Raw genomic sequence first — 13,651 nt, forward strand, 5'->3', positions numbered from 1 at the left:
AGTGCTGCGACAGGCAGACAACGAGAAGCTCACCCGGACCGGGCCCGGCACCCCGCTGGGCGGCCTGATGCGGGCCTACTGGCAGCCGGCCGCGCTGGTGTCGGAGATGCCCGCCGACCGCCCGGTCAAGGCGATCCGGCTGTTCGGCGAGGACCTGGTGCTGTTCCGGCGCGCCGACGGCTGGGCGTTGATCAGCCGCTTCTGCGCCCACCGCGGGGTCGACCTCTCCTACGGCCGGCTGGAGGACGGCGGGCTGCGCTGCCTCTACCACGGCTGGCTCTACGACGCGCAGGGACGCTGCGTGGAGCAGCCCGCCGAACCCCCGCACAGCCGGTTCCTGGACAAGATCCGGATCGCCAACTACCCGTGCGTGGAGCGCAACGGCATCGTCTTCGCCTACCTGGGCGCCGGCGATCCGCCGCCCTTCCCGGCGTACGACTGCTTCGCCGCGCCGGACGACTACACCTTCGCCTTCAAGGGGCTGTGGGAGTGCAACTGGCTCCAGGGGCTGGAGGGCGGGATCGACCCGAGTCACGTCTCCTTCCTGCACCGGTTCGTCGGCGAGGACCCCCGCGACGTCTACGGGCAGCAGTTCAGCGAGGAGGTCGAGGGCACCGGCACGAAACTGTCGAAGCTCGTCGGCGACCACTACCGTCCCGACATCGAGGTGGAGAGCGCCGAGCACGGGCTGCGGGTCTTCGCCATCCGGCAGCTGACCCGGGAGCTCAAGCACGTCCGGGTGACCAACCTGCTGTTCCCCAACGCCTTCGTGGTGCCGTTCGGCAACGACAAGGTCTTCACCCAGTGGCACGTGCCGATCGACGACGAGAACCACCACTGGTTCATGATCTTCTACGACTTCGCCGCGCGGACCGACAAGGAGACGCTGCTGCGGCAACGGCTGGAGGGCGTCTCCCTGCCCGACTACCGGCCGCTGCGCAACCGGGCAAACAACTGGGGGTTCGACCCGGGCGAGCAGCGCGACCTCACGTACACCGGGATGGGGCTGGACATCAACGTCCACGACCAGTGGGCGGTGGAGAGCATGGGCCGCATCCAGGACCGGACCGTGGAGCGGCTCGGCGTGTCCGACCGCGCCGTCACCGCCAACCGACGGCTGCTGCTGCGTGCGATCGACGCCTTCCAGGCCGGTGGCGCGCTGCCCGGGCACCCGCTCGACGAGGCGGACGCGGCCCGGCTGGTCGGCCCGCTGGCCGTCGACATGGTCTCGCCCAGCGAGGGCTGGCAGGAGCGGTGGCGGGAGAAGGAGGCCGAACGCCGCAACCGGTCGCCGTGGCACCGGCCGCAGCCGGAGGTGGCCGGTGCGTAACGCCGACGAGCGCGACGTCTCCGCCGGCGGCGGCGGGGCCAGTGCCCGGCCGATGCTGGCCCAGGACCGGGGCGGCTTCGTCGACCGGCACGACCTGTGGTCCGAGGCGCAGTACGCCGCCGCGGCGCAGATGCGCCGGGTGATCGACGAGCTCGGCGTCGAGATGGTCCGCTTCGGCTTCGTCGACCAGCACGGGATCATCCGGGGCAAGACCATCGCCCGGTCCGCGGTCGCCGCGGCCATGCGCTCGGGCCTGACCGCCCCCAGCTCGCTGTTGCTCAAGGACACCTCGGGCAGGTCGGTCTATCCGGTGTTCGCCGCCGACACGGGGGTCGGCGTCGCCGGCTTCGCCGGTGCCGGCGACATCGTCCTCGTGCCGGATCCGGCCTCCTTCCGGGTCGTGCCGTGGGCCGAGCGGACCGGGTGGGTCCTGTGCGACGTCCGCTTCCCGGACGGCTCGCCGGTGCCCTTCTGCACCCGCGGCCTGCTGCGTGACCAGTTGGGCGTGCTGGCCGGGCGCGGCTACGGGATGACCGTCGGGGCCGAGCTGGAGTTCCACGTCTTCCGCGCGACCGACGCGGGGCTCACCCGCGACCGGGTCGGCCGGCCCGGCGCACCCGGCGCGGCCGCGACGGTCGGCCCGACGACGCCCGGTTCCCAGCTGCTGCACGAGGAGGCCCTCGACGGCCTCGACGACCTGGTGCAGGCGCTCTACACCGGGCTGACCTCGCTCGACCTGCCGTTGCGCTCGATCGAGCTGGAGTTCGGGCCGAGCCAGCTGGAGCTGACCATGGCGGCGGCCGACGCGGCGACGACCGCCGACGCGGTGGTCGTGTGCCGCAGCGCCGTCCGGCAGATCGCCCGTCGGCTCGGCTTCCACGCGACGTTCATGTCCCGCCCGCAGGGGGCCGAGACGGCCTCCACCGGCTGGCACCTGCACCAGTCGCTGAGCGACCTGCGCACCGGCCGGGGCGCGTTCGTGCCCGACGCCGACGACACCGGGCCCCTGTCGGCCACCGGCCGCGCCTACCTGGAGGGGCTTCTGCGCCACGCCGCCGCAGCGGCGGCGTTCACCACGCCGACCGTCAACGGCTACAAGCGCTACCAGAGCCACTCGCTCGCCCCGGACCGGGTCGCCTGGGGGATCGACAACAAGGGGGCCATGGTGCGGGCCGTCGGCGGCCCGGGTGACCCGGCCACCCGGCTGGAGAACCGTTCCGGGGAGCCGGCGGCCAACCCCTACCTCTACATCGCCGCGCAGGCGGTCAGCGGCCTCGACGGCATCACCCGCCGCCTCAAGCTGCGGCCACCGACCACGAACCCGTACGACGCCGCCGCGCCGCCGCTGCCCCGCTCGCTCGGCGAGGCGGTGGCCGCGCTGGAGACCGACGCGGTCTTCCGCGCGGCGCTGGGCGACGTCGTCGTCGACTGGTATGCCCACCTGAAACGGGCCGAGTACGAGCGCTACCTGCTGCACGTCTCCGACTGGGAGCAGCGGGAGTATTTCGGGCTGTTCTGACGGGCCCGGTGGGCGGTCAGGCCGCCGGTCGTACGGTGAACGGCGCCCGCAGCAGCGTCGCGTCCCGCGACGACGGGCCGACGAGCAGCGTGAAGTCACCGGGCTCCACCACCCGCACGCCCCGGCCGTCGACGATGGCGCAGTCGGCGACGGGGACGTCGATCCGCACCGTGGCGCTCTGCCCCGGCGCCAGCGTCACCTGACGGAACGCCTTCAGTTCCTTCGCCGCCCAACTGGCGGAGGTGACGGTGTCGCTGACGTACGCCTGGATCGTCTCCAGGACCGGCCGGGCCCCGGCGTTGTGGACGGTGACCTCCGCGTGGACGGTGTCCGTCGGCGACAGGTCACCCGGCTCGACCCGCAGGTCGGCGTACTCGACGGTGGTGTACGACAGTCCGTCGCCGAAGGCGAAGGCGGGGCGCTGGGTCAGGTCGGCGTACCGGGAGCCGTGCTGGCCACGGATCTGGTTGTAGTAGGTGGGCTGCTGCCCGACGTGCCGGGCGAACGAGACGGGCAGCCGCCCGGCGGGCTCGACGAGGCCGAGCAGCAGCTCGGCGATCGCCCGGCCGCCCCGCATGCCCGGGTTCGCCACCCAGAGCAGGGCGGCGGCGTCGAGCGCCGAGTCGGGCAGCACCAGCGGCTTGGACGCGAGCAGCACGACGACCAGCGGGGTGCCGGTCGCGGCGAGGGCGTCCAGCAGGGCGATCTGCCCGCCGACCAGGTCGAGCGTGGCGGTGCTCCGGCTCTCACCGACCAGCTCGATACGGTCGCCGACGACCGCGACGACGTAGTCTGCCCGCTCGGCGGCGGCGACCGCCTCGGCGATCAGCGCCCCGTCCGGCGGGCAGGGCACGACGACCTGCGGCCGGGGCTGGCCGTCGGGGAACAGCTCCCCGTCGGGATCGGTGGCCATGGTGAGGATGTCGGCGCCGTGCGCGTGGGCGACCGTCCAGCCGTCGGGCGCGTGCGCGCGCAGCCCGTCGAGCACCGTGGTGATCATGTCGCGGGGCTGGCCGTCGCGCATCCAGTCGGCCTGCCCGGAGGAACCCGCCCAGTCACCGAGCTGGGTCTGTGCGTCGTCGGCGAGCGGCCCCACGACCGCGACGGTACGCGGCGGGCCGCCGTCGCCCCGGGCGCGCCCGGTGTCGTCGGCGGCGAACCCGCCTGCGAGCGGGAGCACCCCGTCGTTGCGCAGCAGCACCAGCGACCGGCGGGCGACCTCCAGGTTGAGCGCCGCGTGCGCCGCGCTGCCGATCACCGCGCGCTGCCGGGCGACGTCCGGACGGCGGGGATCCTCGAACAGGCCCAGCTCGAACTTGAGGGCCAGGATGCGGGAGACGGCGTCGTCGAGGTCCGACTCCGCCAGCAGGCTCTGCGCGACCGCGTCCTGGGCGCCCTGGAAGAACTGCGGGGTCGTCATGACCATGTTGTTGCCGGCCCGGACGGCCGCGGCGGCGGCGTGCGCATGGTCGGGCTGGACCCGCTGCTCCCAGACCATCCGGCCCACGTTGTCCCAGTCGGTGACGAGCATGCCCGTCCAGCCCCACTCGCCGCGCAGCACGTCGGTCAGGAGCCAGTCGTTGACGGTGATCGGCACGCCGTCGGTGGTCTGGTAGCCGAGCATGAAGGTGCGGCACCCCTCGCGGGCGACCCGCTCGAACGGCGGCAGGAACCACGCGCGTAGCTTGCGCCGCGACAGGTCCGCCTCGGTGGCGTCCCGGCCGCCCTGGGTCTCGGAGTAACCGGCGAAGTGCTTGGCGGTGGCCAGCACGGCGGTCGGGTCGGCCAGGTCGTCGCCCTGGTAGCCCCGCACCATGGCGCAGGCCAGCTCGCCGATCAGGAACGGGTCCTCGCCGAACGTCTCGCCGACCCGGCCCCAGCGCAGGTCACGGGCGATGCACAGCACGGGGGAGAAGGTCCAGTGCACGCCCGTCGGCGCCACCTCGACCGCGGTGGCGCGGGCGACCCGCTCGACCAGGTCCGGCGCCCAGGTGGCCGCCATGCCGAGCTGGGTGGGGAAGATCGTCGCGCCGGGAAAGAACGAGTGCCCGTGGATGCAGTCCTCGCCGACCAGCAGCGGGATGCGCAGCCGGGTGCGCGCGGTCAGCTCGTGCGCCTCGACCAACCGGGCGGGGGAGGTGTGCAGGATGGACCCGACGTGCTTGCCCAGGATGTGGTCGGCCAGGTCGCCGTGGGAGTCGAGCTGCATCATCTGGCCGGCCTTCTCCGCCAGGCTCATCCGCCCGAGCAGGTGCGCCACCCGTTGCGCGGTCGGCCGGGCCGGGTCGAGGTGGGGCAGGTCGTCGCTGATCGGGTCTGCGATGCTCCGGGACGCGGTCACCGCCCGACCGTACACACTCGCGTGCCCGCCCGCGGCCCGCGCCGGCCACCGGACCGCGCCGCCGGCGGTCGAGTGGCTCAGAGGACGACCTGGCGCAGATCGCTGATCTCCCGGACGCCGATCCCCTCCAACCGGGCGAGGGGATCGGCGTCGCGCAGGGCACCGAACGACAGCCGGGTGAGGGCCTCGACGCGGGTCACGGGCACCTGGTACGTCCGGTACGCGCCGTACGAGAACGCCTCCGGCACCAGCTCCAGCCCCGCGATCAGGTCCGCCTGGCTGAGCAGGTACGCGGTGGCGGAGAGCGCGCCGTCCTCCTTGACCATCGCGGCGACCTTCCAGAACTGCCGGGGCAGTTGCACGCCCCGGTACCGGTCGTCGTCGGCGGCGAGGACGGGGCCGGTGAAGACGGTGACCTTCAGGTCGTGGGTGTCCGCGTTCTCCAGCAGATGGTCCTCGAGCCCCGCCCAGGTCGTCTTGTTCTGGTTGAAGTCCTTGTGCTGCGGGGAGCAGTTGGTGAAGTGGAACGTGTCGTCGTTCGCGCCCTTCGCGACGGCGCGCGACGCGCCCCAGGCGGGGTCGAGCCGGCGGACGAGGTGACCACGGTCGAGCGGATTCGCGGCGTAGACCTCCTCCCCGGTCTGCTCGTCGGCGGCCAACCGTGGGTCGAGCGACCAGCGGTCCGGTTCGCGCTTGAGGCGGACGCTGGTGTTGCCGTCGATGTTGACGGCGGTGAAGAACGCCAGCCGGCGCAGCCGGTGCAGCACGACGCTGAAGTGGTGGTACGGCAGCACGTACCGGGGCTCGGCGGTGGCCAGCCGGTTGACCGCCGCCAGGGGCACCTGGTCGGCGTGCAGGGCCGGCAGCGGCACCGGATGGCCGGCGCCGAGGAAGAGCGGATCGTAGCCCGCCCGGTCGGTGTGGTCGGGGTCGATGCCGACGGACTCCCGCACGGTCGGCAGGGAGGCCGCGAGCCTGATCGGGCGGCGGGGCGCGTGGCCGTCGAACGGTGCCGCCGGGCCGGGACGGGCGAAACCGGCCGGGCCGGGCAGCTGCTCCGCCGGGCCGGTCGAGGGCAGGGTGCTTCCCGCGGCGAAGAGCCCGTCCAGCAGGAGCTGCCGCGCGGGCGGCAGGGACTGCTCCCTGAGGAACGCCAGCAGCCGGCTGACGCGCAGCCCCTCGTTGACGATGCCGCCGAGCTCGTCGTGCCCCGGCGCGGGGGTGCTGGCGTGGTGCAGCGCGACGACCTCCCACTGGTCGTTGAAGACGGGGGAGCCGGACGAGCCGGGCTGGGTGTCCGTCTCGTAGTGCAGGAAGCTGTCGACCAGGTCGACGACCCGGTTCTCCCGCAGCGCGACCTGCTTCTTCCCGCCGCACGGGTGCTGCACGACGCTCACGAAGTCGCCGATGATGGCCTTGCCCTCCGACTCGATCAGCCGGTTGAAGCCGAACCGGCCCAGCTCGGCCGGTGACCCCTTGACCGCGACCAGCGCGAAGTCCAGCTCCGCGTCGGCGAGGAAGAAGCGCCCCGGGTCCAGGACGAACGCCCGCAGCGGCAGCGGCGTCCCGTCGGGGCCGTCCTGGTAGTCGAACTCGACGCCGCTCTGCGCGGCGACGTCCTCGTCGGGCAGGACGTGGTGGTTGGTCAGCAACAGCTCACCGGTCACCATCGAGCCGGTGCCGTAGCCCGTGAGCCGGCCCCGCCCGTCACGGACGTTGACGCGGCCCACCGCCCGGGCGGCGACGACCCCGCCTTCGAGGGCCAGCGTACGGCCGTTCGCGGCCGGCGGCAGCCGTTCGCCGGGATCGCCCCGGCGGCCGCCGGATCGTCCCCCACGAGGTGCCGCCGGACAGGGCAACTTTGCGCGCAGACGCCGGCTCCTTCGCCGACTACCGTCGGCCCTGACCGCCCGGCCCCGCCAGCCTGGCCCGCCACCGGTCGGACGAGGGGAGCGAACCATGGTGTTCCCGGCGTTGCAGTGGCCGATGACGCTGGCGCTGGTGGCCGTGACATCCTACCACGGACTCCGGTTCCTGGGCCAGGCGTCCGCGCGCGGGGGGTCGGAACAGGCCGTGCGGTGCCGGATCGCCGAGGGTGTCCATCTGCTCATGGGCGTGGCGATGACCGCCATGGTGTGGGCGCTCGGGGTGCCGCCGGCGGTGTGGGCCGTCCTCTTCGTGCCGGCCGGGGCCTGGTTCGCGACGCTGACGGCCCGCCGCCCAGCGGGGCCGGGCTCGCGGGCGGCCACCGGGTACTTCGCCCTCGCGTCGGCGGCGATGGTCTGGATGACCGGCCTGCCGGGCGACCACGCCGGGACGCACGGCCAGCACGGCGGGGCCGCGCCGGCGGGCTGGTGGCCACCGCTGGTCAGTCTGGCCCTGGGCGGATACCTGCTGCTCGCCGCGGGCTGGTGGGCGGTCCGGGGCGTCCGCCTGACCCCGGCCTGGCGCGGCCACGTGCCCGCCGGCCGGTCGGTGCCGCCCGGGGCGCGGGCCGAGGGCCTCTGCCACGCCACGATGGGCGTCGTGATGGGCCTCATGCTGCTGGCGATGGTGTAGGCCCTACTTCTGCGTGTCTTCTTCGTGGTGCGGGCTGTACCGGGCCGGTTGACTCGACGGCGAGGCACGGACGGCGCGACGGGGGACGTCGGACGGGCTCACGGTTTCCTCCCTCATCACCAGGAGCAGCACATGCCATACGTCAAGGTCGGCGAAGAGAACAGCGGCGACATCGACATCTACTACGAGGACCACGGCACCGGAGCGCCCGTCGTGCTCATCCACGGCTACCCGCTCAACGGGGCGTCCTGGGAGAAGCAGTCGCGGGAGCTGCTCGCGGCCGGATACCGGGTGATCACGTACGACCGACGCGGGTTCGGCAAGTCGAGCCAGCCGACCGTCGGCTACGACTACGACACCTTCACCGCCGACCTGCACACCCTGCTGGAGCACCTGGACCTGCGCGACATCGTCCTGGTCGGCTTCTCGATGGGCACCGGCGAGGTGACCCGCTACCTCGGCACCTACGGCTCGCAGCGGGTGCGCAAGGCGGTGCTGATGGGGGCGGTCCCGCCGTTCCTGCTCAAGACCGACGACAACCCCGAGGGCGTCGACGCGCAGGTGTTCGCCGACATCAAGGCCGCGGTGGTGGCCGACCGGCCCGCGTACTTCAAGAACTTCCTCGACAACTTCTACAACGTCGACGTGCTGGGCGGCACCCGGATCAGCGACGAGGCCTGGCAGAACAGCTTCATCACCGCGCTCGGCGCGTCGGCGTACGCCGCGTACGCCTGCGTCGACACCTGGCTGACCGACTTCCGTGCCGACCTCGGCAAGATCGACGTGCCGACGCTGCTGATCCACGGCGACGCCGACCGGATCCTGCCGATCGACGCCACCGCCAACCGGCTGCCGGAGCTGATCTCCGACCTGCGTTACGAGGTTGTCCCGGGCGGCCCGCACAACATCGCCTGGACCCACCCGGAGCTGGTCAACCGCTACCTGCTCGACTTCATCGCCGCGTGAGCGACCCGCCGGCTGACCTGCGTCGGTGGGCGACGCGCGGGCCGGCACGGCGACGGCTCCGGCCCGCCGCCCCACCCCTGAATCGAACGGGAGAACAACCATGGCCGTTGTCGACGGCATCCTCGACTCCACGGACCGCAAGACCACCGGCGAGGCGCTGCAACAGGCGCTGGCCGACCTGATCAACCTGGGGATGCTGGCCAAGCAGGCGCACTGGAACCTGGTCGGCCCGCACTTCCGCAGCCTGCACCTGCAACTCGACGAGCTCGCCGACCTCGCCCGCCGGTACGCCGACGAGGTGGCCGAGCGGGCCGCTGCCGTCGGGTTCAATCCCGACGGGCGGGCCGCGACGGTCGCCAACCAGTCGACGCTGCCGACCCTCGATCACGGCGACGTCGAGGAGGGCACCGCCGTCGAGGTCGTGGTCGACGCGCTGTTCGCCCTGATCCGCACGCTGCGTCAGGCGGTCGCCGACACCGCGGCCAGCGACCCGATCTCGCAGGACCTGCTCGTCGGGGTCACCGCCGCCGTCGAGCAGCAGCACTGGCTGTTCCGCGCCCAGCGCTGACCCCGCCCGCCGCCCGGCGGGTTCGCCGGGCGGCCCGATGTCGCCGCGTACGCCGAGGTCAGCGCCCTGGATTGAGCACTGTCAGGCCCCGACGGCGCTGGTCAGGCGGTGGGCTCCCGACGCCAGCGCACCGTCACCTGGAGCTGCCCCTGCACGCCCGTGCGGGCGATCAGCGCGCCCGCCTCCGCAGTCAGCTGAATCCCGAAGCTGATCTCCACTTCGTCCGGCCGGTCCACCATGGACCGGAACTCGGTCAACGCGGCGGACGCGGCGTCCCGCGCCTGGCCGATCGCCCTGTTGAAGCTCACGCCGGCCCGGCGGAGCACGTCGTCGGCGGCGGACGCCGGGGCGATCCCCGGCGTCTCGTCCACGGCCACGAGCACGGTCCCCCCGCCGTCGAGGGCGAACTCGACCACCTCGCTCATCCACTGTCCCTTCTCGATGGCTACCCCGGTGGGCTGAGGCAGGACAGCCCCAGCCACTCCTGCGGCGGCGTCCGGTTCCGCACGCTATCCAGCTCGGTCAACAGACTGCCCAGCAGCGTGGGATCGGCCAGGTACTGCAGGACGGCCGAGTGGAACGCGGCGGTCATCGCCGCCGGCATCATGTCCGAGGCGTCCCGGCAGAGCGTGCCGCTGGTGAGGGTCCGCGCGATGCGGCGCGGCAGACCATCCGGGTACGCCGCCGCGTCGGTGTCCGCATTCAGGGTGAACGCCAGGTGGCCGCTCGCCTCCCGCCACACCCGGCGCGCCGGCTCGCCGGCCAGGAAGCGGACCAGCGCCCGCGCCTCCGGCGAGTCCGCGAACATGCCCACCACGTCCTCGGAGATCTCCCGCACCGGCGCGTCCGTCGGGTCGAACGCCGGAGAGGAGAAGAAGTCGAACGCCGGCGGCGGCCGGCCCGCTTCGGACTTCGGGGGGTGCTTGACGAGGAACTCCTGGTAGGACCGGACGATGAACGAGGCCTGATGATCGAGGAAGCACCTCGGGGGCGAGACGAACATGCCCGGCCCCGCCACGTTGAAGTCGGTCAGCAACGGGTTTCGGGTGCCCCGCCCGGCCCCCACCAGCGCACCCCACGCCTGCCAGGCCCCCCGCACCTCCGGCGACGTCCACGCCTGCTGCCCCGCCGCCCACCGTTGGTAGACGGTCTGCCCGGACCGGTGCAGCAGGATGTCCTCGATCCAGTCGGTGCCCGGCCACCCGGACTGCGGCTGCGCCCCCATCCCGAGGCACCACGGCGCACCGCCACCTGTCGCGAGGTCGCGGGTCAGCGCCACCAGCTCCGCCCACGTCGCCGGTGGCGACGTGACGGTGGGGCCGCGCGAGGCGTTCGTGCCGTACCAGATCAGGCTCTTGGGGTGCACGGCGACGGACAGCCCGTACACCCGGGCACGGGTGCTCCCCGGGGGCGGGAGCCGGAGCAGCTGCGGGGCGAGACCCGCCTCGTCGGCCGGGACGACATCGTCGAGCGGGAACAGGTCGCCGCTGTGCACGTACGCCTTCAGGTCGTTGAGCCGGGGCAGCACCGCCAAATCCGGCGGTCGGCCCCGGTCGACCCCGGACCGCAGCACCTGGCTGACGTCCCGGGTGCCCTGATAGGTGACCTTGATCCCGGTCTCCGCCATGAAGGCGTCCAGCACCGCCAGGAAGGGCCAGGCCTCGCTGCGTCGCCTCCGCTCCTCCTCGGTGTCGCCCTCGCCGTCCTCCGACCAGGACGCGACGACGCTCAGGGCGCGCGGCTGCGGGGGCTCGGCGCAGGCGGCCAGGCCGGCGGCGAGCAGGATCGGGGTCAGGGCGAGCGCACCGCGTCTCATCGTTGCCGATACCTGTATTCCTCTAGTCGGGGCAGGAAACCGACGATCACCAGCGCGGCGGAGAGCAGGGCCGCCGAGGGCAGCACGACCTCGCCGCCGCGACTGTTCGCGGCCCGCGCCGCGAGCCCGGTGGCGTCCTGGCCGTGTCGCCACGCCTTCCGGCCGGCGGCCCCGGGCCCGTCCGCCTCCCGGCCCGTGCCCGAGCCCGGCCCGCCGTGGTGGGGCGCGAGGACCTGCGCAATCGTGTCCGGGCACGGCGTCGGCGTGCAGGCGGCGGTGAGCAGGCCGGCCAACTGCGTGGCGTTGCGGCCGGCCAGCGCCTCCAGCTGGACCCCCCGAGCCTCGGCTGCCCGATGCGTCGCGGCCCGGGCGTCACCGAGCTGGTCGGTCGAGCGCAGGCTCGTCGCCGTGGTGCCGCCCATCGCCAGCACCGCGAGCGTCGCCAGCAGCAGCGGCGCGTTCAGCACCCGCCGGAACCGGCGGCGCAGGAACAGCTGGGCGGCGACCAGCAGCGCGCCGAGGGCGAGCACCGGCAGCAGCCAGAGCAGGAGCATCACCCGGCCCGCCCAGACCCCGTCGACCTGCCGATTCAGCGCCGCGTCCTGCTTGTCCTCCAGCAGATCGAGGCGCACCAGGATCTCCTCCAGCAGGCTCGACGCGTCGCGCAGCGCGGCGGCGCCCAGCGCCCCGCCGTCGGGCTGGGCGAAGTGGGCGTGGGCCCGCTCGATCAGGCCGGTGTAGGTGACCAGCGACGCCTCGACGACCTGGATGTCGCGGCTGCCGTCGTCGCCGGCGGCGTTGTCCTCGGCGACCTCGGCGAGGTGCTGGCCCGCTCGGGCGATCTGGTTCTGGTAGTCCTCACCCGGCCCGGCGAGCAACCGGGTGCCGGCGGCGAAGCTGGCCACCGCCGCGCCGTGCGCCTCCCGCAGGGCGACCTGGGTGTCGTACACGGCCAGGATCGCCGGCACGGAACGGTCGTAGGCCGCCTCCGTGGTCCGCTGCACCCCGAGGAAGACCGCCAGGCAACCGGCCAGCGCGACCGCGTTCGCGGCGAGCAGCGCCCACAGCAGCCGCAGCAGCGTCCGCCGGGTGGTGCTGGTCAGCGCCGTGCCGTTCACGCCGGCACCGGTCCGGCGTCGGCGGGATCGGGGAACTCGTGGCGGCACCGCTGGCAGAACCGGGCGCCCGGCGGCGAGCGGTGGCCGGCCGGGCAGACCCGGGGCGGGGCGTCGGCGGCCGGCACGGGTGCCGACGCCGCCCGCGGATCCTGCTCGCGCACCGTGAACGACGACCGCACGGCCACGCTGATCACGTCGAGCCGGGGCAGGTCGTCGCGCAGGCGTACCGACGCGGCGTCGACGTCCTCGACGAGCAGCCGCAGCTGCTCCAGGTGGAACGCGTCCCCGGCGGCGGTGGCCAGCTCGACCGCGCGGCCGAGCAGGTGCGCGGCGGTCGCCCGGTCGCCCGCGTCGTATGCGTCGCAGCCGTCGGCGATGAGCCGGCTCAGCTCCTCCTGCCCGGTGTAGTGGGCCACCCGCGGGTCGATCCGGCTGGACAGGGCCAGGTCCTCCGTCCAGTGCGCCAGGGCGTTCACCGGCCGGGCGGCCGGCGCGTCGTCCACCAGCAGGTCGACGCGGGCGACCCGTAGGTCCTCGCCCGTCGGCCGGCCCGCCGGGTCCACCTCGAGGCAGAGGTGGAATTCCCGGCTCTCCACCCCCCAGGAGCCGGTCGCGCAGGCCACGGACCGGTCGTCGACCGGCGTCACGGGCAGCTCCATGATCGTGGGATGCACCTGCCGACAGGACAGCACCCGCGCCGGCGGGACCACGGTGATCCGCAGACCGGCCCGGGCCACCCGCTTGGCCATCGTGGCCCGCATGGTCGCCCGGAAGTCGGCCTCCAACTCCTCGGGTCGGCGGACCGCGTCGGCGGTGCCGTGCAGTGCCTCGGCGACGCGCGTCAGCTCGCGGGGCTCCCAGGCGTCGCCGACGCCCCGGGCGTCGCAGGCGAACTGCCCCGCGCAGGCCGCCAGCACCTCCGCCAGCCGCTGCGGCGTCTCGTGCTCGTTGCGGCCGTCGGTGAGCAGCAGGGCGTGGCGGATCGCCTCGGGGTGCTCCGCCAGCAGCTCCCGGGCCAGCTCCAGCCACGTGCCGATCGCCGTGCCGCCGGCGGCGGCGAGCCGGCCCAGCTCGCGCCGCGCCTCGTCCCGGGTGGCCGGTGAGGCGGCGGCCAGGCCCCGATGGGCGGGGTAGACCATCCGGGCCTCGTGGGTGCCCTCCACGACGGCGAAGCGGACCCCGTCCGGCAGCATCTCGACGGCCGCGGCGGTGGCCCGCCGGGCCGCGCCGAGCTTGGTCGGCGGGTGCGCCATCGACCCGGAGCAGTCGACGAGGATCACCTCGGCGTAGCCGGAGCCGTCGGCCTCCGCCGGAGCGTCGCCCGCCCCGGCCCGCGCGGTGACGGTGAGGATCGCGTGCAGCTGGCGATCCCTGGTGGACAGGAACCGGTCGTGGTCGATCCGCAGGTCGAAGTCGAGCGCGCTGGACACCGGG

Annotated in this window: 11 protein-coding genes; 5 read left to right on the plus strand and 6 right to left on the minus strand. The window is 73.8% G+C overall.

Annotation, left to right across the window (positions count from 1 at the left end; genetic code table 11):
- Nucleotide 1: 1 nt before the first annotated feature.
- Nucleotides 2-1,330 carry a Rieske 2Fe-2S domain-containing protein gene (locus ACFT41_RS04270; RefSeq protein ID WP_377581192.1) on the plus strand — a complete coding sequence of 443 codons (1,329 nt, stop codon included), beginning with the start codon at nucleotides 2-4 and terminating at the stop codon, nucleotides 1,328-1,330.
- Nucleotides 1,323-2,849, plus strand: a complete 1,527-nt coding sequence (locus ACFT41_RS04275; RefSeq protein WP_377581189.1) for a glutamine synthetase family protein — start codon at nucleotides 1,323-1,325, stop codon at nucleotides 2,847-2,849. The genes ACFT41_RS04270 and ACFT41_RS04275 overlap by 8 nt, the downstream gene beginning before the upstream one ends.
- Before the next feature lie 16 nt (nucleotides 2,850-2,865).
- On the opposite strand, the gene ACFT41_RS04280 is transcribed toward ACFT41_RS04275, so the two are convergent.
- Nucleotides 2,866-5,190, minus strand: coding sequence for a glycoside hydrolase family 3 N-terminal domain-containing protein (locus ACFT41_RS04280; protein WP_377581186.1), 2,325 nt, complete (start codon nucleotides 5,188-5,190; stop codon nucleotides 2,866-2,868).
- A 77-nt stretch (nucleotides 5,191-5,267) separates the two neighbouring features.
- On the minus strand, nucleotides 5,268-7,049 hold the full coding sequence (locus ACFT41_RS04285) for a DNA/RNA non-specific endonuclease (protein ID WP_377581183.1): 1,782 nt from the start codon (nucleotides 7,047-7,049) through the stop codon (nucleotides 5,268-5,270).
- A gap of 100 nt (nucleotides 7,050-7,149) precedes the next feature.
- Here ACFT41_RS04285 and ACFT41_RS04290 point away from each other — a divergent pair, with 100 nt between their 5' ends.
- The 3 genes from ACFT41_RS04290 (at nucleotide 7,150) to ACFT41_RS04300 (ending at nucleotide 9,283) form a co-directional block, all read left to right on the plus strand.
- The gene (locus tag ACFT41_RS04290; RefSeq protein WP_377581180.1) at nucleotides 7,150-7,749 is read left to right on the plus strand and encodes a DUF5134 domain-containing protein; all 600 of its coding nucleotides are present in this window, start codon (nucleotides 7,150-7,152) and stop codon (nucleotides 7,747-7,749) included.
- Nucleotides 7,750-7,881: 132 nt separating this feature from the next.
- Nucleotides 7,882-8,715, plus strand: coding sequence for an alpha/beta fold hydrolase (locus ACFT41_RS04295; RefSeq protein WP_377581177.1), 834 nt, complete (start codon nucleotides 7,882-7,884; stop codon nucleotides 8,713-8,715).
- 100 nt (nucleotides 8,716-8,815) lie between these two features.
- On the plus strand, nucleotides 8,816-9,283 hold the full coding sequence (locus ACFT41_RS04300; RefSeq protein ID WP_377581174.1) for a Dps family protein: 468 nt from the start codon (nucleotides 8,816-8,818) through the stop codon (nucleotides 9,281-9,283).
- A gap of 101 nt (nucleotides 9,284-9,384) precedes the next feature.
- On the opposite strand, the gene ACFT41_RS04305 is transcribed toward ACFT41_RS04300, so the two are convergent.
- Genes ACFT41_RS04305 through ACFT41_RS04320 form a run of 4 tightly spaced genes read right to left on the minus strand, consistent with a single transcriptional unit; the run spans nucleotide 9,385 to nucleotide 13,647 of the window.
- Nucleotides 9,385-9,708, minus strand: a complete 324-nt coding sequence (locus ACFT41_RS04305; RefSeq protein ID WP_377581171.1) for a CU044_2847 family protein — start codon at nucleotides 9,706-9,708, stop codon at nucleotides 9,385-9,387.
- Between the two features lie 20 nt (nucleotides 9,709-9,728).
- A complete protein-coding gene (locus ACFT41_RS04310; protein ID WP_377581168.1) occupies nucleotides 9,729-11,099 on the minus strand; it encodes an ABC transporter substrate-binding protein in 1,371 nt (456 codons plus the stop codon).
- Nucleotides 11,096-12,217 carry a hypothetical protein gene (locus ACFT41_RS04315; RefSeq protein WP_377581166.1) on the minus strand — a complete coding sequence of 374 codons (1,122 nt, stop codon included), beginning with the start codon at nucleotides 12,215-12,217 and terminating at the stop codon, nucleotides 11,096-11,098. The genes ACFT41_RS04310 and ACFT41_RS04315 overlap by 4 nt, the downstream gene beginning before the upstream one ends.
- Nucleotides 12,214-13,647 (minus strand): VWA domain-containing protein, encoded by a 1,434-nt coding sequence (locus tag ACFT41_RS04320; protein WP_377581163.1) that lies wholly within the window; start codon nucleotides 13,645-13,647, stop codon nucleotides 12,214-12,216. The genes ACFT41_RS04315 and ACFT41_RS04320 overlap by 4 nt, the downstream gene beginning before the upstream one ends.
- Nucleotides 13,648-13,651 lie beyond the last annotated feature (4 nt).

This window comes from Micromonospora sp. NPDC057141, from assembly GCF_042670805.1.
Classification (GTDB): Bacteria; Actinomycetota; Actinomycetes; order Mycobacteriales; family Micromonosporaceae; genus Micromonospora.

Coding starts and splice junctions, on each gene's coding strand:
- ACFT41_RS04290 (WP_377581180.1), top strand. CDS start 7,150: ATGGTGTTCCCGGCGTTGCAGTGGCCGATGACGCTGGCGCTGGTGGCC.
- ACFT41_RS04295 (WP_377581177.1), top strand. CDS start 7,882: ATGCCATACGTCAAGGTCGGCGAAGAGAACAGCGGCGACATCGACATC.
- ACFT41_RS04300 (WP_377581174.1), top strand. CDS start 8,816: ATGGCCGTTGTCGACGGCATCCTCGACTCCACGGACCGCAAGACCACC.
- ACFT41_RS04305 (WP_377581171.1), bottom strand. CDS start 9,708: ATGAGCGAGGTGGTCGAGTTCGCCCTCGACGGCGGGGGGACCGTGCTC.
- ACFT41_RS04310 (WP_377581168.1), bottom strand. CDS start 11,099: ATGAGACGCGGTGCGCTCGCCCTGACCCCGATCCTGCTCGCCGCCGGC.